This window comes from Streptomyces sp. NRRL B-1347 (assembly GCF_000720325.1).
Lineage (GTDB): Bacteria > Actinomycetota > Actinomycetes > Streptomycetales > Streptomycetaceae > Streptomyces.
In genome coordinates this window covers 55,408-71,391 of sequence record NZ_JOJM01000041.1, presented here as the reverse complement: position 1 = coordinate 71,391, position 15,984 = coordinate 55,408, and the positions used below count along the sequence as shown (strand labels likewise).

Annotated in this window: 12 protein-coding genes and 1 pseudogene; 3 read left to right on the top strand and 10 right to left on the bottom strand. The window is 73.4% G+C overall.

Going from position 1 to position 15,984, the window contains the following annotated elements; translation table 11 throughout:
* The 7 genes and pseudogenes from IG74_RS0129435 to IG74_RS0129405 form a co-directional block, all read right to left on the bottom strand.
* A pseudogene (locus tag IG74_RS0129435) lies at positions 1-356 on the bottom strand (SPFH domain-containing protein); the annotation flags it as partial.
* 149 nt (positions 357-505) lie between these two features.
* Positions 506-1,405: a S1 family peptidase gene (locus IG74_RS0129430; RefSeq protein ID WP_030683552.1), complete on the bottom strand. Its 900-nt coding sequence runs from the start codon at positions 1,403-1,405 to the stop codon at positions 506-508.
* A gap of 299 nt (positions 1,406-1,704) precedes the next feature.
* Positions 1,705-2,508 (bottom strand): DUF1684 domain-containing protein, encoded by an 804-nt coding sequence (locus IG74_RS0129425; RefSeq protein ID WP_030683549.1) that lies wholly within the window; start codon positions 2,506-2,508, stop codon positions 1,705-1,707.
* Between the two features lie 5 nt (positions 2,509-2,513).
* Entirely contained in the window at positions 2,514-3,848 is a 1,335-nt protein-coding gene (locus tag IG74_RS0129420) for an NtaA/DmoA family FMN-dependent monooxygenase (RefSeq protein ID WP_030683548.1), read from the bottom strand.
* Positions 3,845-4,930 (bottom strand): LLM class flavin-dependent oxidoreductase, encoded by a 1,086-nt coding sequence (locus IG74_RS0129415; protein WP_030683547.1) that lies wholly within the window; start codon positions 4,928-4,930, stop codon positions 3,845-3,847. Before IG74_RS0129415 ends, IG74_RS0129420 begins: the two co-directional genes overlap by 4 nt.
* Positions 4,931-4,956: 26 nt before the next feature.
* Entirely contained in the window at positions 4,957-6,741 is a 1,785-nt protein-coding gene (locus tag IG74_RS0129410) for an FAD/NAD(P)-binding protein (protein WP_051855609.1), read from the bottom strand.
* Positions 6,738-7,601 carry an amino acid ABC transporter permease gene (locus IG74_RS0129405; protein ID WP_030683545.1) on the bottom strand — a complete coding sequence of 288 codons (864 nt, stop codon included), beginning with the start codon at positions 7,599-7,601 and terminating at the stop codon, positions 6,738-6,740. Before IG74_RS0129405 ends, IG74_RS0129410 begins: the two co-directional genes overlap by 4 nt.
* A gap of 734 nt (positions 7,602-8,335) precedes the next feature.
* On the opposite strand from IG74_RS0129405, the gene IG74_RS0129400 reads away from it, so the two are divergent.
* A complete protein-coding gene (locus IG74_RS0129400; protein WP_030683544.1) occupies positions 8,336-9,286 on the top strand; it encodes an ABC transporter substrate-binding protein in 951 nt (316 codons plus the stop codon).
* 19 nt (positions 9,287-9,305) lie between these two features.
* On the opposite strand, the gene IG74_RS0129395 is transcribed toward IG74_RS0129400, so the two are convergent.
* Entirely contained in the window at positions 9,306-10,592 is a 1,287-nt protein-coding gene (locus IG74_RS0129395) for a DUF5685 family protein (RefSeq protein WP_030683543.1), read from the bottom strand.
* Between the two features lie 387 nt (positions 10,593-10,979).
* Between IG74_RS0129395 and IG74_RS0129390 the strand changes: the two genes are divergently transcribed.
* Positions 10,980-11,423, top strand: a complete 444-nt coding sequence (locus tag IG74_RS0129390; protein ID WP_030683542.1) for a cell division protein SepF — start codon at positions 10,980-10,982, stop codon at positions 11,421-11,423.
* A 9-nt stretch (positions 11,424-11,432) separates the two neighbouring features.
* Here IG74_RS0129390 and IG74_RS0129385 read toward each other — a convergent pair whose 3' ends face one another.
* Positions 11,433-12,611 (bottom strand): acyl-CoA dehydrogenase family protein, encoded by a 1,179-nt coding sequence (locus IG74_RS0129385; RefSeq protein ID WP_030683541.1) that lies wholly within the window; start codon positions 12,609-12,611, stop codon positions 11,433-11,435.
* Positions 12,612-12,772: 161 nt separating this feature from the next.
* Positions 12,773-14,383: an MFS transporter gene (locus IG74_RS0129380; RefSeq protein WP_030683540.1), complete on the bottom strand. Its 1,611-nt coding sequence runs from the start codon at positions 14,381-14,383 to the stop codon at positions 12,773-12,775.
* Between the two features lie 288 nt (positions 14,384-14,671).
* On the opposite strand from IG74_RS0129380, the gene IG74_RS0129375 reads away from it, so the two are divergent.
* Entirely contained in the window at positions 14,672-15,820 is a 1,149-nt protein-coding gene (locus IG74_RS0129375; RefSeq protein ID WP_030683539.1) for a glycosyltransferase family 39 protein, read from the top strand.
* Positions 15,821-15,984: the final 164 nt, after the last annotated feature.

Here is a 15,984-nt window from a genome sequence, read left to right as displayed (position 1 = left end):
GCGGTTGGAGAGCAGGTCGTCCAGGTCGCTCTTGCCGATGATGGAGCGCAGCGAGGTCTGCGCCATCTGCGAACCTTGAAGTAGACGACCGCGTCGACGCGGACCGTGACGTTGTCCCGGGTGATGCCCTCCTGGGCGGGCACCGGCATCGTCACGATCTGCATGTTGACCCGGCGCATCCGGTCCACGAACGGCACGATCATCGTGAACCCCGGCCCGCGCACCGCCCGCTGCAAGCGCCCGAGGCGCAGCACCACGCCCCGCTCGTACTGCTTGACGACGCGCGCCGCGGACAGCAGGTACACCGCTCCGACGGACGCGACGGCCGCACCGGCCGCCACCAGTTCCTCGACCACGACGGCCCCCGGGGTCTCATGGGGCGAATAGGGCATGCAGTACGAAGGTAACGCGCTGCCCATCCCAGGGCGAGACCCCCGGCACGCCAAGGGCGAGCCCCCGCCCGGAAGTCGGGCGGGGGCTCGTCGGAACGGCTCGGGGTGCGGTGTCAGTACACGCTGACGTTGTACGCCCGCAGCGCCTCGGTGACCGGCTGGAAGAAGGTCGTACCGCCGGAGGAGCAGTTGCCGCTGCCGCCGGAGGTCAGGCCGAGCGCGGTGGAGCCCGCGTACAGGGGGCCGCCGCTGTCGCCGGGCTCGGCGCACACGGTGGTCTTGATCAGGCCGCTGACGACGTCGCCGCCGCCGTAGTTCACGGTCTGGTTCAGGGCGGTGACCCGGCCGGTGTGGGTGCCGGTGGTCGAGCCGCGCCGCGTCACGTTCTGGCCGACCGTCGGGTCGGCGGCGCGGGTGATGTCCTGGCTGCCGACCGTGCCGGACTTGGTGACCGAGTTGTTGGTGTACTTGACGATGCCGTAGTCGTTGCCGGGGAAGCTGGAGCCCGACGTGGAGCCGAGCACCGTGGTCTTCGCGGAGTTGGCCCACCACGTGCCCGCGCCGTCGGTGCAGTGCCCGGCGGTGAGGAAGTAGTAGGTGCTGCCGCTGCGCACGTTGAAGCCGAGCGAGCAGCGCCAGCTGTCGGCGTAGGTCGCGTCGCCACCGGAGATGTACTTCTGGAAGGTGCCCGGCGTGCGCTCGATCCTGAGGGCGCCCGCCTTGTCGCCCGCCGCCTTCTTCACCTTGGCGAGCTCAGCCGCGGAGACCGTGCTGTCCGCGGTCACGACGACCTTCCCGGTCTTCGCGTCGACGCCCCAGGCGGTGCCCGCCACGTCCGCTTCGAGGACGGCGGCACTGGCCGCCGTGAGGTCGGACGCGCTGTACGTGCGCGCCTCGTCGGCGCTGGCGGCGGGTACGGCGAGGGCGGCGGCGGCCACGAGGCCGGTCGCGACGGCGACCGTGCGGGAGTGTCTCGCTATGCCGCCGCGGGGGGTGGTGCGCTTGATCCTCACTGCTGGTTCCTCCCGAGGGAAGTCAGGGGGCCCGTGGGGGTCGGACCCGTGAGGCGCAGCCATCGGACACGACGGATTCCGGCTACGCCGTGCCCCTGACAAGCGCTGCACGGGAGTATTGGGGTGCGGTGTCACACCGCACAAGGGGCCATTTCCAGCTGCTATGGCCGAATGCCAACAGTGCCCCTGAAGGGGCCCCTGAGCGGCTCCGCCGCGCGGGCGCGACCAGCCACGACGAAGCCGCGGACAGCCGACGGCCCCGGTGACGCACCACCGGCACGCGTCACCGGGGCCACAGGTCAGCGCGGCGCCATGTTCCGCTCCCCCGCCGCGACGCCCACGCGCAGCGTGTTGCCCGGCGGCGGGAACGGGCAGATGAAGTGGTCGGCGAAGGCGCACGGCGGCAGCAGCGTGCGGTTGAAGTCGACCGTGACCCGCCCGTCGGCGCCGGGTGCGGCAGGGCGCAGGAAGCGGAAGCGGTAGCTGGAGTCACCGCTGGTGGCGTCGGCGAACACGGCCCACAGCGAACCGTCGGCCTCGACGCTCACCTGGAGCGTGTGGTCCTGCCCCGCGAGGTGGAAGGCGAGTTCGCCGCCGAGCCCGAGCCCGCGCTCCACGCCGTCCGCGTTGGCCACCCGCACGGTGCGGTCCTCCCCGTACGGGGTGAAGCGGCCCGCCACCGCGAACCGCGGGTCGTACGAGGTGGCCTCGATGCCCGTGAAGGCGCGGCGCGCCGGGGCGTCGGGGTCGAAGTCGCGCACCGCCCACAGGCCTTCGCGGCGCAGCACGACGAGGCGTCGCTCGCCGAGCGCGAGGCGCGCGGCCGTGACCGGGCCGGGGTCGGCGGTGAGCCGGGCCGTGCCGGAGAAGGGCTGCCCGTCGAGGGTGAGCCCGTCATCGGCGGCCGCGGTCAGGACGAGCTCGTCGCCGTCCTCGGCCCAGCGGCCCGGAAGCCCCGGCAGGGCGCCGTCCGGGTGGTCGGCGAGCCAGTGCGTGCCGGTGAGGGACAGCGGGCCGTAGGGCGCGGACACCGTCTCGACGCGCTCTTCGTGCCACTGCTTCCAGTTCCGGAGCGTGTCCTCGCTGGTGCTTGTCGTACTCATGGTGATCAACCCTTCCGTGCGGGCTCGGGCAGCCCGAGGTGTGAGCGCAGCGTCGCGCCCTCGTATTCCGTGCGGAACGCGCCGCGCTCCTGGAGCAGCGGCACCACCCGTTCGACGAACTCGTCGAGCCCGCCCGGCGTCAGGTGCGGGACGAGGATGAAGCCGTCGGCGGCGTCGGTCCGTACGAACTCGTCGAGCTGTTCGGCGACGGCGGCGGGGGTGCCGATGAAGGACTGCCGGGACGTCGTCTCGATGACGGTCTGGTGGATCGACAGGCCCTTGGCCCGGGACAGGGCGCGCCACTTCTCCGCGACGGCGAGGGGGTCGCCGACCTTCACCCGGCCCTGTACGAGCGTCGATTCCGGGTCCGGGTCGATGTCGGGCAGCGGCCCGTCCGGGTCGTACGCGGACAGGTCGACGCCCCACACCTGCTCCAGGGCCAGGAGGGCGTTCTGCGGCGAGACCTGCTGGCGGCGGATCTCGGTGGCCCGCTCCTGCGCCTCGGCCGCGGTGTCGCCGAGGACGAAGGTGACGCCGGGCATGATCTTGAGGTCATCGGGCGCGCGGCCGTACCGGGCGAGGCGGCCCTTGACGTCCGCGTAGAACGCGCGGCCCGCCTCCAGGGTGCCGTGCCGGGTGAAGATCACGTCGGCGGCCGACGCGGCGAACTCCCGGCCCTCGGGCGAGTCCCCCGCCTGGATCACGACGGGGTGGCCCTGCGGCGGCCGGTCCACGCCGAACTCCCCCGCGACGGTGAAGTGCCGCCCGTTGTGCGCGACCGGCCGCGGCTCGCCCGGGGCGCCGTCCGCCCCGGGCGTCCGGGAGTCCCACAGCTCCCGTGCGGTGGCGACGAACTCGGCGGCGCGGGTGTAGCGGTCGGCGCGGTCGAGGAAGCCGCCGCGCCGGAAGTTCTCGCCGGTGAAGGCGTCGGACGAGGTGACGACGTTCCAGGCGGCGCGGCCGCCGCTGAGGTGGTCGAGCGAGGCGAGCCTGCGGGCGAGTTCGTAGGGCTCGTTGAAGGTCGCGTTGACGGTGGCGGCCAGGCCGAGCCGGTCGGTGACGGCGGCGAGGGCGCTCAGGACGGTGAGGGACTCGGGCCTGCCGACGACGTCCAGGTCGTGGATGCGGCCCTTGTGCTCGCGCAGCCGGAGGCCCTCGGCGAGGAAGAAGAAGTCGAAGAGCCCGCGTTCGGCGGTGCGGGCCAGGTGCTCGAACGACGAGAACTCGATCTGCGAGCGCGAGCGGGGGTCGGCCCACACGGTGGTGTTGTTCACGCCGGGGAAGTGGGCCGCGAGGTGGATCTGCTTGCGCGCGGGGGTCCGGTGCGTACCGGCCGTCATGACGCCTCCCTCGTGTGCGCGGCGTAGCGGTTGGCGGGCCGGGCCAGGCCCAGGTGCTCCCGGAGCGTGGCGCCGGGGTAGAAGGTGCGGAACAGACCGCGGTGCTGGAGCAGCGAGACCGTGCCGTTGACCAGGCGCTCCAGGTCGCGCCGCGGCTCCACGGGCGTGAGGTGGAAGCCGTCGGCGGCGCCCGCCGCGTGCCAGGCGGCGATGAGGTCGGCCAGGTCGACGGGCCCGCCGCGGTAGAGCGGTCCTTCGGCGGTGGGGTGCGGGCCGCCGCCGTGCCCCGGCTGCGCGGCGTGCTCGCCGCCGCCGAGGTCGACGACGAGCGCGGCGAGCACCCGCAGTTCCCCCGGATCCCGGCCGAGCGCGGTCGCGCGGGCGCGCAGGTCGGCCCGTGCGGCGCCCGCCTGGGCGGGGCTCGCGGCCCGGACCAGGGCGACGTCCGCGTGCCGGACGGCCACGTCGCGGGTGTGCTCGGCGGTGGCGTCGACGACGACCACGGGGTGGCCCTGCGGCGGCCGGGGGACGATGGAGGGCCCGCGCACGGAGAAGGCGGCGCCTTCGAAGTCGACGTAGTGCAGCTTGTCCCGGTCGACGAAGCGGCCGGTGGCCACGTCCCGGATCTCGGCGTCGTCCTCCCAGCTGTCCCACAGCCGACGGGCGACGTCGGCGACCTCGCCCGCCTCGCGCCACAGCGCGTCGCGCGGAGCCGCCCGGCGCCGCCCGAACAGCTTGGCCTCGGCCTCGGTCGTGGACACGTCGACGGTCCAGCCGGCCCGGCCGTGGCTGACCCAGTCGAGCGTGGCCACGGCCGCCTGCACGTGGAAGGGCTCGGTGTGCGTGGTGGTGACGGTGGGCACCAGGCCGACGCGGCCGGTGGCGGGCGCGACGCGGGAGAGCACGGCGAGCGCGTCGAGCCCGCGGCGGGCGAAGCCGTCGCCGAGCGTCACGAAGTCGAGGGCGCCGTGCTCGGCGAGCCGGGCGAGTTCGACGAAGGACGCGGCGTCGTGGGCGCCGGGCAGGTCCACGGCGGCGGCCAGATGCAGCGGGCCACGGCCGGGGGGTGGGCTTGCGGACATCGGAGAACACCTCTCTCGGGCGGCGGTCACCGCCCGGCCTCGTGCAGGAAGGTGAGAACGGCGCGCGCGGTGGCGTCGTTCTGCCGGAAGGACGGGCTGTTGGTGCGCGGCCGGGTGAAGGCGCCCGCGCCGCGCGCGTCGGTGTGCGGGCCGAGGGCGAAGCGGCGCGGGTGCGGACTGCCCGCGCGGTCCCGTACGCGGCCGTCGGCGGGGTCGACGGCGAGCAGCCCGTCGGGCGTCTCGGCCACCCCCTCGGCGTGCAGGGCGCGCAGCAGCGGGTCGCGGGTGCGGGCGAGCGTGGGCTGCGGAAGGCGCGCCTCCACCAGGGCGCGGGCCGCCACGTGCTGTCCGGGCACGGTGGCGCTGCTGGCCCGGAACACCCCGTCGCGGGCCTCGACGCGCAGGTCCGCGCCGAGGAACCGCACGATGCCCGCGCGGGACAGGGCGAGCAGCTGGCGAAGGCGCGGCCCGGGCGGCCCCGACGCGAGGTAGCTGAAGTAGCCGTGCCACCAGGGCCCGATGTCGCCGAGCCGGGTCAGCTGCCCGTAGACGGAGAGCAGACCGAGGAAGACGGCGAGGTCGGGGCTGTGCGCGGGGTCGTGACGACGGGTCAGGTCGGCGGTGATGTAGGCCCGCAGCCCCTCCTGGAGCCCCGCGTACGAGGAGTGCCGGACGCCGTCCAGCGGGTGGTCGAGGGCGGTGAGGTCGAGCCGGTCGGCGGGGTCGGGCACGGCGGCGGAGACTAGGGCGTGCAGTTCGGGGCTGCCGGGCGGGCAGGACGCGTACTTCTCGTCGAAGTCGTGCCAGGCGACGGCCGTGCGCTCGGGGTGCGCGCCGAAGAGCCGGTGGTAGTGGGCGAAGCCCAGCTCCTTCTCGATCAGCGGCCACACGTCGCGCCCGAAGTCGAAGCCGCCGGGCCGGGCGAGCAGTTCGTCGATCTCGGCCGGGCCCAGATAGCGGGGCAGCGGCGGCCGTTCGCCGTCGTCCCAGGTGTAGCCGAGCTTGGAGTGGTACGGCACGCCGCGCCGCGAGCCGACGTACAGGACCGGCTCGCGGCCCGACGGCACGTAGGTGTCGCCGTCGTAGCGCCCGCCGCGCCCCTCGGTGAGGAGCACCATGAGGTCGACGAAGGCGAGCCCGAAGCCGCGCACCAGCACCTTCTGCCCGGCTTCGAGGGCGCTGAGGTCGCTGTCCGCGGTGAAGTCGGGCGGCAGGTGCACGAGCCCGTGCCGCCGGGCGTACCGCGCCAGGTGCCGCTGCTCGGCGTCGGGTTCGGCGTCGAGGTGGCCCTGGGCGAGGATCACGAGGTCGCCGACGAGGGGCCGCGCGCTGCCTTCGAGCCACACCCGCTGGCGGCCCGACCGGGGCCCGGTGAGGCGCAGGGCGCGGCGGGCGTGGTGGTGGACGGCGATGCCGGGCGGCAGCGCGGCCACGGACGTCTCGTACACCCAGCGCAGATAGGCGCCCTGCGTGGGGCGCCCGGCGAAGGTCTGCCCGTCGACGCCCGCCCACTCGTGCAGCGCGGGCCCCGGCCGGACGGGCCCCGCCACCTCCACCGTGTCGTCGGTGAAGAGGGTGACGTCCTGGGCGTGCGAGTTCATCCAGAGCAGCGGCGACTGCCGCTGCCGCCAGATCCGCCCGGGTCCCGGCGGGTAGGGGTCGACGAGGTGGATGTCCAGGCGCGCACCGGCGTACAGGGTCGGCGCGTTGGCGGCGATGCGCTCGATGAGGCCGGTGGCGCGCGGGCCCGCGCCCACGATCACGAGCGTGGGCGTCCCCGCCACCGTCGACGGGGCCGTCGCGGTGCTCATCGGGCGAGCTCCGAGCCGCGCGCGTAGTGCCGCTCCACGTAGTGCTGTCCGACGCTGAGCACGGAGGTGACGGCGACGTACCAGAGCGTGGCGACGAGCAGCAGCGGGATGACCTGGTAGGTGCGGTGGTACACCAGCTGCACGGAGTACAGCAGGTCCTGTACGGCGATGACGCTGACGATCGAGGTGCCCTTGAGGGTGCCGATCAGCATGTTGCCCGCCGGGGGCACGATGGAGCGCATGGCCTGCGGCAGAACGATTCTTCGGAAGCGGCGCCACCGGCCGAGCCCGAGGGACTGCGCGGCCTCGGTCTGGCCCCGGTCGACGGAGAGGATGCCGCCGCGCACGACCTCGGCGGCGTACGCGGCCTCGTGCAGCGTGAGCCCGATGACGGCGATGGTGACGGGCCCGAGCAGGTCCACGGTCCGGACGCCGAGCAGCGTCGGGTACAGCGCGCCGATGTTGAACCAGAAGAGGAGCTGCACCAGGATCGGCATCGAACGGAAGAACCAGACGTAGCCCCAACTGACCGCCCGCAGCACGGGGTTGCTCGAAAGCCGGCCGAGGCCGAGCAGGGTGCCGAGCGCGAAGCCGAGCACCATCACGGCGGCGGTCAGCCACAGCGTGAGCCACAGTCCGCGCAGCACGGCGGCGGTGGTGAAGTAGTCGCCGACGACCTCCCACTGGAAGGCGTCGTTGCGCACGACGGAGTTCAGGGCGAGCGCGAGCGCCGCGACGACGACGAGGGCGGCGGCCCACTGGCCGAGGTGGCGCCGGGGCACGATGCGCGGTTCGGCCGGATGCCGGTCGGGGGGATCGGGGCGGTGGACGGCCACCTTGGTGAGGGCGTCGGATGACATGCGAAGGCTCCGATGGTGCGAGTGGTGCCTTCACATGCGCCGCGTGCGGCACGCGGGCCACGGTGGGCCGACGGGCCCGCACGGACCGAGCCCCTCAGCACGGGTCCGTCTCCTGAGACTACGTGGCACGTCGCGCCCGCTGTCAAGGCCGTCCCGGAAGCCGTCCCAGGCATCCGTCCAGAATATGAGCCGTACGTCTCAACGCAGTTGACGCCCTTCCGGATGCCTGTTCCACTTGTGCTCATGCATCCGCAGCAGTGGCTGGTCACGCGCTCCCACATCGACTTCGGTCGCGTGTGGTCGGCGTCTTGTTGACGCTCTCCTGAGCCGACCGCCCCGCCGCGCCTCCGGGCCCTTCGCCCACCGCGTCCCACCATCCGTACCGGTCGTCTCACATTTCTCCGGCATTCCGGCACTCGGCACGGCCGTACTCCGGCATCCCGGCACCTCGGCATCCCGGCACTTCCGTACTCCGGCACCCCGGCACTTCCGCACTCCGGCACTTCCGCACTCCCGTACTTCCGCACTCCCGTGCGCGGCTCGTCCGTACCCCCGTACGCACGCCGTCCCGTACGTCCGCACTCCCGTAACTCCCGCGCCCCGCGCGCGGTTGCCCCCGCCTTCACACGCGTACGCGTACGCGGCCACACCCCTCCCCTCGCCTGCCCCTCGCCCTTCCTCCGCCTTCCCTCCCCGGCCCGCTCCCGTGCCCCGACCCCGGAGAACGTCACGCCATGCGCACGTCCCGCACGTCCCTTTCCGCCTTCGCCCTGATCACCGCCGCCGCGCTCGCGCTCACCGCGTGCGGCTCCGGCGACGCGTCCGACACCGCGGCGGGCGCGGGGTCCGCGGGCGGGAGCGGCAAGCTCCCGACGACGGACGTGGTGTCGTCGGTCGAGAAGGACGCGAAGGCGGCGGGACTCCTGCCACCCGACGTCCGCGAACGCGGCACCCTCAGAATCGCCACCAGCGTCGGCGGCACCCCACCGGGCTCCGCGTACCTGGAGGACGGCAAGACCGTCGTCGGCCAGGACATCGACTTCGCCCAGGCCGTCGCCAAGGCCCTCGGCCTGCGTCTGGAGCGGGAGACCGCGAGCTTCGAGGCGATCCTGCCCGCCCTCGGCAGCGGCAAGTACGACCTGGGCACCGGCAACTTCGGCGTCACCGAGGAGCGGCGCAGGACGATCGACTTCGTCACCTACATCAACGACGGCCAGGGCTTCGCCGTCCGCGACGACAGCAAGCTGAAGAAGGTCACGGACTTCCGTCAGCTGTGCGGCCTGAACGTGGCCACCGGCGCGGGCACCACGTTCGAGGTGACGCTTGAGGACAACAAGCACGTGTGCGCGGACGCGGGCAAGAAGCCGTACAGCGTGAAGACGTACACCGAGCAGGGCGCGATCTGGGGCTCCCTGCAACAGGGCCGCAGCGACGTGGTGATGTCGACCATCAACGGCCTGCGGTACGCGGTCAAGCAGCAGCCGGGCCTGAAGTTCCTCGGCGAGTTCCACCGCCTGGACGTGGGCTTCGCGTTCAAGAAGGGCACGAAGCTGGCGCCCGCGTTCCAGGCGGCGGTCAATCAGCTCATCGAGGACGGTACGTACGACCGCATCCTGAAGAAGTGGGGCACCCGGGCGTCAGCGATCGAGACGTCCCGGATCTCACCGCCGGAGATCAAGGACTGACCCGGCGTCACCTTGAACGTCAGCAGTCGCACGCACAGCACTCGCAGCACTCGCACGGGCAGTCACAGTCCCGGCAGGCGCCCTTGCGCTTCTTCCGGGACCACGGCCCCTCGTACTCGCGGGCGCAGCACAGCTGGCACGTGCAGCACAGGCCGATCGCGACGAAGCAGCCCGCCCAGAAGCCGCGCGGCTTCTTCGGCTCCCCCGACCAGGGGCCGAAGCCTCCGCCGCCGTGGCCGTCGCCGCCGGCCGAACCGCCGTGGCCACCCCCGGCCGCGCCGCCGTAGTGGGCCCCGCCGTCCCCGTACGGCGACCCGCCGCCGTAGCCTCCGGAACCGCCGTAGGGCCCCTGCCCGCTCCCGCCGCCGTACGGGCCGCCGTGCGAACCGTCGTACGCCGTCACGTCGAGGCCGGTCGCGCCGCGCCCCACGTGCGGGGCGTGCCCGCACGACGCCGTCCCGAACGCCCGGTCCACCGACCGGGCCAGCTCGTGCACGAGCAGGAAGTGCGCGAGCTTGGCGTCGGTGAACTCCACCTCGCCGAGCGCGAGCCGGATGCCGTGCAGCGCGTCGTCGGCGAGGCGGCGCGCCTCCGCGGCCGTGGCGCCGGTGGCCGTGATCGGGTTCCAGGCGCCCGCGGCGGCGTCGGCCTGCCGGTCCTCCACGGCGTCGAGCAGATGCGCGAGCCGGCCGAAGAGCCGCCCCGCCTCGGCGAGCGGCTCCGCGTTGCCGGGGCGGCCCGCGAGGACGGCGGTGTGCGCGAAGGCGGCCGCGGTGGCCGTCTCGGTGGGCTCGGTGACGGTCAGCAGGGACGTGCCGGGGCCCGCCAGGGCCTCGATGCCCTCCTGCCGCTCCACCGCGTCGACGAGGACGGCCGTGTCGAAGCCCACGTCGGCGCCGGTGCGCGCGCCCGCCAGGGCCCAGTGCCCGGCGACCCGGCGCGCCGCGGCGGCCACCGGCCTGCGGGCCAACAGGCCGTCGCCGTCGACGACGTGGTCGCGCACCTTCGCGGAGGCCAGCACGAGCGAGACGGCGGCGGCGAGCCGCGCGCCCTCGCCGCGGGCGACCGACGCGGTGCGCATGCCGCGCAGCGGGCAGGGGCCCGCGGTGCGCCGCCAGCCGGTGGCGCGCTCGGCCTGAGCCTCCGTCAGGACCGAGATGATGAGCCCGTCGTAGTTGGTGACGACGCGTGCGAACTGCCCGTGGTCCCCGCGCAGCGCGAGACAGAGCCCGCACAAGTGCGCCATCCACTGGGTCTTGAGCCCGTCGCCGAGGCGATGGGCGCAGGGCCTGACGATTCCGAACAAGACGTTCCCCCCGTGTGCTCCCCCGTGCGCCCGGCGCGTCGCGTGCGCGGTCCACCGGTGGTCGGTGCGTGGCCGGACGACTACTGACGGTCCGTCAACGGCGTTTCGGCGCCACGGCACGGACCCCACCTGGGGCATCGTATCGACCGGCCCGTTCACCCGGACGCACCGATCGTCACCCGGACGCCGCGAGAAATCATATTTCACTCTCAGTCAGCAGCCGGGCGCGACAATCCCCTTGAAGAATCACGTGTGTCGGCCCGTTGACTGTGCACCAGTACCGTCACGAAACCCCCGTGCGGCGTCTATCCCCTTGGCGCACCATCCGCATCATGGACGACGATAGGGGTGCGGAACACGAGCAGACCGCAGCGAGAGGAGGCGTCCATGGGATCGGTGCGCAAGGCGAGTGCCTGGCTTGGCCTCGTCGACGACAACAACAACGAGCGCTACTACGACGGCTACGAGGACGACGGAGCCGACGGCCCCGAGGCCGAGGCCTGGGTCACGGACCCGCGCGTGAAGGTGGCGACGGACGCGGCCGAGGAGAAGGGCGCCCGGATCGGCACCATCACGCCGGACAGCTTCCGCGACGCCCGCGGCATCGGCGAGCTCTTCCGCGACGGGGTTCCGGTCATCGTGAACCTCACGTCGATGGAGCCCGGTGACGCCAAGCGCGTGGTGGACTTCGCGGCCGGGCTCATCTTCGGACTGCGCGGGTCCATCGACCGGGTGGCGCACCGCGTCTTCCTGCTGACCCCGGCCCACACGGAGATCGTCAACGGTGAGGGTCCCGGCCGCCGCGCGGACGGCTTCTTCAACCAGAGCTGAGGCGGGGCCTCACCGGAAGGCGTCGATTCCGGTGAGTGCCTTGCCGAGCACCAGCTGATGCATCTCGACGGTGCCCTCGTAGGTGAGCACCGACTCGAGGTTCGTCGCGTGCCGCATCACGGGGTACTCCAGGGAGATCCCGTTGGCGCCGAGGATCGTGCGCGCCGTGCGGCAGATCTCGATCGCCTCCCGCACGTTGTTGAGCTTGCCGAAGCTGACCTGCTCGGGCCTGAGGGTCCCGGCGTCCATGCGCCGCCCGAGGTGGTGCGCGAGCAGGATCCCCTTGTGCAGCTCGACCGCCATGTCGGCGAGCTTGGCCTGGGTGAGCTGGAAGCCGCCGATGGGCCTGCCGAACTGCTCCCGGGTCCTGGCGTACTCCACGGCGGTCTCGAAGCTGGCGCGGGCCGCGCCCATCGCGCCCCACACGATGCCGTAGCGGGCGTGCGTCAGACAGCTCAGCGGGCCCTTGAGGCCGGTGCCGCCGGGCAGCACCGCGTCGGCGGGCAGCCGCACCTCGTCCAGGACCAGCTCACTGGTGACGCTGGCGCGCAGCGACCACTTGTGCTTGATCTCCGGGGCGGAGAACCCCGGGGCGTCGGTGGGCACCGCGAAGCCGCGGATCCCGTCGTCCGTCTGCGCCCACACCACGGCCACGCCCGCGACCGAGCCGTTGGTGATCCACATCTTGCGCCCGGTGAGGACCCAGTCGGTGCCGTCCTTCTTCGCGTACGTGCGCATCGAGCCGGGGTCGGAGCCGTGGTCGGGCTCGGTGAGTCCGAAGCAGCCGATGATCTCGCCCGCGGCCATCCCCGGCAGCCACCGCTGCTTCTGCTCGTCGGAGCCGAACTTCCAGATCGCGTACATGGCGAGCGAGCCCTGCACGGAGACGAGCGAGCGGATGCCGGAGTCGGCCGCCTCCAGCTCCAGGCAGGCGAGCCCGTACTGCACGGCGCTCGCGCCCGCGCAGCCGTAGCCGGTGAGCGACATGCCGAGCGCTCCGATCGAGCCGAGCTCGCGGGCGAGCTCGCGCACCCCCGGCAGCTCGCCGCTCTCGTACCACTCGGCGATGTGCGGAAGCACGCGGTCGGCCGCCCAGGACCGGACGGTGTCGCGCACGGCGAGGTCCTCCGGTTCGAGCAGGTCGTCGACGCCGAGGGGGTCGGCGGGGTCGAAGGGAGGGAACGGCATGGTGACCTCCGGCGGGGCTTAACTAGCACTGGTAGCCAGACGCTACGCGTCCAGGGTGGCCTGCGGCCAGCCCCTCCGGCGATCGGGGAGCGCGGGTCTGGGGGCGGAGCCCCCAGGAGTCGGGGAGGGGCGGGCTCGGGGGCTCCCGGCAGGGACAGCGGTCAGCGGACCGAGTCGGCGGGGACGGCCGGGGTGTCGCGCGGGGTGGGTATGCCCGGGGCGGTGGGGGCGCCGCAGTCCATGCGCCGCGGCAGGCGCAGCGCCGCCAGCGCGCCGAGCAGCAGCAGGCCCGCGCTGACCAGCAGGGTCACGTGCAGGCCGTGCACGAAGGAGTCGCGCGCGGCGGCCCGCAGGGCCTCGCCCTGGCCGCCGCCGAGCCGGTCGGCGACCTCGTAGGCCTCGCCGAGGGAGTGCCCGGCGGCCGCGCTGTCCGCCGCGGGCACGCCCCGCACGGAGGAGAGGCCGGGCGCGTAGGCCGCGTTCATGACGCTGCCGAGCAGGGCGATGCCGATGCCCGCGCCGAGCTGGTACGAGGTCTCGCCGATGGCCGCCGCGCCGCCCGCCTGGGTCTGCGGCGCCTCGCTGAGCATGGACTCGTACGCCCCGAAGAGCGTGGTCTCCAGGCCGAAGCCGAGCAGCACGAAGCCGACGAGCAGCAGCGGGGCGTTGTCCTCGCCGCCCATGCCGGTCAGCGCGACCACGGCGAGCGCGGTGAGGCCGAAGCCGCAGGCGACCATGCGGCGCGGCCCGAAGCGCTGGAGCATCCGGGATCCGGCGAGGCCCGCGGCCATCGCGGCGATGGTGAGCGGCAGGAGTCTGAGGCCGGTCTCCAGCGGGGACAGGCCGAGGACCAGCTGGAGGTACTGGGCGGCGATCAGCTCCAGGCCGACGAGGGCGAGCATCGCGAGCACGATGCAGCCGACGGACGTGCTGAACGCGGGCCGGGTGAACATCGCCAGGTCGACGAGGGGATGCGTGCGCCGCCGCTGTCTGCGGACGAAGGCGACGAGCAGGCCGGTGCCGACGGCGAGGGACAGCAGCGTCGTCGAGCCGAGCGGCGACTCGCCGCCGCCGAGCCGCTTGACGCCGAGGACGAGGCAGAAGAGGCCGCCCGCCGCCATCAGCGCGCCGACGACGTCCCACGGCCCGTCGCGCTCGCCGGTCGACTCGGGCAGCAGCCAGCGGCCGACGGGCAGGCTGACGAGCATCAGCGGGATGTTGATGAGGAAGACCGAGCCCCACCAGAAGTGTTCGAGGAGGAAGCCGCCGAGCAGCGGGCCGACGGCCGCGCCCACGGCTGCCACCGCGCTCCAGATGCCGATGGCGAGCGCCCGCTCGCGCCGGTCGGGGAAGACCTGGCGCAGGATCGAGAGCGTCGCGGGCATGATCATGGCGCCGCCGACGCCGAGCAGCGCGCGGGCGATGATGAGCACCTGCGCGGTGTCCGCCAGGGCCGCGACCGCCGAGGCCACGCCGAACAGGCCGTAGCCGAGCAGCAGCACGCGTCTGCGCCCGACGCGGTCGCCGAGAGTGCCGAACAGGATGAGCAGCGAGGCGCAGACCAGCGGATAGATGTCCACGATCCACAGCAGCTCGATCGCGCCGGGCTTGAGGTCCTCGGTGACGGCGGGCACGGCGACGTGCAGGACGGTGGCGTCGACGGCGACGAGCAGCAGGCTGACGCAGAGGACGACGAGCACGACCCAGCGGTTGGCGCCCGCGCCGGGGGGCCGACGGCCGGATGGAGCGGCGGCCGTGGTCGTCCCGGACATGTGCGTACCTCCCAGTGATACCTCGCGAAATGCGGCCCAGCGGGATCCAGTGGGACCCAACGGGATCAGGTCGTCCGGCTGTGGCGGCTGTGAACAGCGAGTGGCCGTCAGCGTACGCGAGTCCCGCGGCACCGCGCGTGGCGGACCTCTCACGGTTGCCCCGCAGGCATGTGGTGTGCACCACAGGAGCCAGCCCGTCCGGCGTGTGAGGACGAGGCGCGAAGCGCCAATGGAGCGGGGAAAGGGGCGCAGCCCCAGGAGGGACGGACGGGCGGGGATAATCACCCGGTGACCGACCTTGATCAGCTACCCGAAAAGGGCACGCGCGGCACCCGCCGCCACGCGGCAGCGACCGCGCTGCTCGTGTACGCGGGGGTCCGCGCCCTGGGACTCGCGGCCCTGGCCGTGTGGTCCGCGGGGACGGGCAAGAGCCCGCACACGCTGCTCTCCGCCCGCTGGGACTCCCTCTGGTACGTGCGCGTGGCCGAGCACGGCTACGGCTGGGAGGTGACCCTGCCGGACGGCAGCGTGCACTCCAACCTCGCGTTCTTCCCGCTGCTCCCGTGGCTGGAGCGGCTGGTGGCGGCGGTCGGCCCGCTGGACCACGCGGACGCGGGCCTGCTGGTGAGCGCGCTCGCCTCGCTGTGCGCTGCGGGCGGGATCTTCGCCGTCGCGGACCGGCTGTACGGGCGCAGGGCGGGCGTCTGCGCCGTGGCGCTGTGGGCGGTGCTGCCGGTCGGCATCGTGCAGTCCATGGCGTACAGCGAGTCGCTGTTCACGGCCCTCGCCGCCTGGTCGCTGTACGCGGTGCTCACCGGGCGCTGGGTGACGGCGGGGCTGCTCGCCTCCCTTGCCGGGCTGACGCGGCCGGTGGGCGGGGCCGTGGTCCTGGCGCTGTGGGCGGCGGCCGTCGTCGAGGTGCGCCGCCGCGGGCGGATCGGCGCGCGCGTCGCGCTCGGCGCGCTGCTCGCCCCGCTCGGGGCCGCGGCGTACGTGCTGTGGGTCGGGCACCGCACGGGCGGCGGCCTCTTCGGCTACCTCGACGTGCAGGAGGGCTGGGGCAACGGCTTCGACGGCGGCTACGCCTTCGCGCGGTTCGTCGGCGACAAGTTCACCTCCGTGCCGGGCGCGCTCGCCGGGCTCGGCCTGATCGTCGGCGTCGCGCTGCTGATCTGGCTGTACGTCGTCGGGGTGCGGCAGCGCCAGCCGCTGCCGCTGCTCGTCTACACCGGGGTCGTCCTGGTGCTCGCCCTGTGCGCCGCGGGCTACTTCGGCTCCAAACCACGCCTCCTGATGCCCGCCTTCCCCCTCCTGCTGCCCCTGGCGGTGGCGCTCGCGCGGCTTCGGACTTCGAGATCGGCGCTGGTCATCGGTGGTGTGGCCGTGGCCGGGGCGGTGTACGGGGCGTTCTGGCTGAACGGCTCGGGGCCCCCCTGATCACGCCAAGATCATTTACTCAAGATCGCCCCCCGGGCCGCCCGGTGAGCGCCCGGAGAATTCCGCACCAGATCGCGGTGAACGAATTCATAAGCACCCTAAAACCCCGAGGGCGACGATCAACGAATTGGGTAAAACGACCCTGATTAAAAAGGCATTCCGGC

What these genes read in the sequence shown, in the direction of transcription:
- IG74_RS0129400 (WP_030683544.1), top strand. Translation starts at nt 8,336, where the DNA reads ATGCGCACGTCCCGCACGTCCCTTTCCGCCTTCGCCCTGATCACCGCC.
- IG74_RS0129390 (WP_030683542.1), top strand. Translation starts at nt 10,980, where the DNA reads ATGGGATCGGTGCGCAAGGCGAGTGCCTGGCTTGGCCTCGTCGACGAC.
- IG74_RS0129410 (WP_051855609.1), bottom strand. Translation starts at nt 6,741, where the DNA reads ATGAGCACCGCGACGGCCCCGTCGACGGTGGCGGGGACGCCCACGCTC.
- IG74_RS0129405 (WP_030683545.1), bottom strand. Translation starts at nt 7,601, where the DNA reads ATGTCATCCGACGCCCTCACCAAGGTGGCCGTCCACCGCCCCGATCCC.
- IG74_RS0129415 (WP_030683547.1), bottom strand. Translation starts at nt 4,930, where the DNA reads ATGTCCGCAAGCCCACCCCCCGGCCGTGGCCCGCTGCATCTGGCCGCC.
- IG74_RS0129425 (WP_030683549.1), bottom strand. Translation starts at nt 2,508, where the DNA reads ATGAGTACGACAAGCACCAGCGAGGACACGCTCCGGAACTGGAAGCAG.
- IG74_RS0129380 (WP_030683540.1), bottom strand. Translation starts at nt 14,383, where the DNA reads ATGTCCGGGACGACCACGGCCGCCGCTCCATCCGGCCGTCGGCCCCCC.
- IG74_RS0129420 (WP_030683548.1), bottom strand. Translation starts at nt 3,848, where the DNA reads ATGACGGCCGGTACGCACCGGACCCCCGCGCGCAAGCAGATCCACCTC.
- IG74_RS0129385 (WP_030683541.1), bottom strand. Translation starts at nt 12,611, where the DNA reads ATGCCGTTCCCTCCCTTCGACCCCGCCGACCCCCTCGGCGTCGACGAC.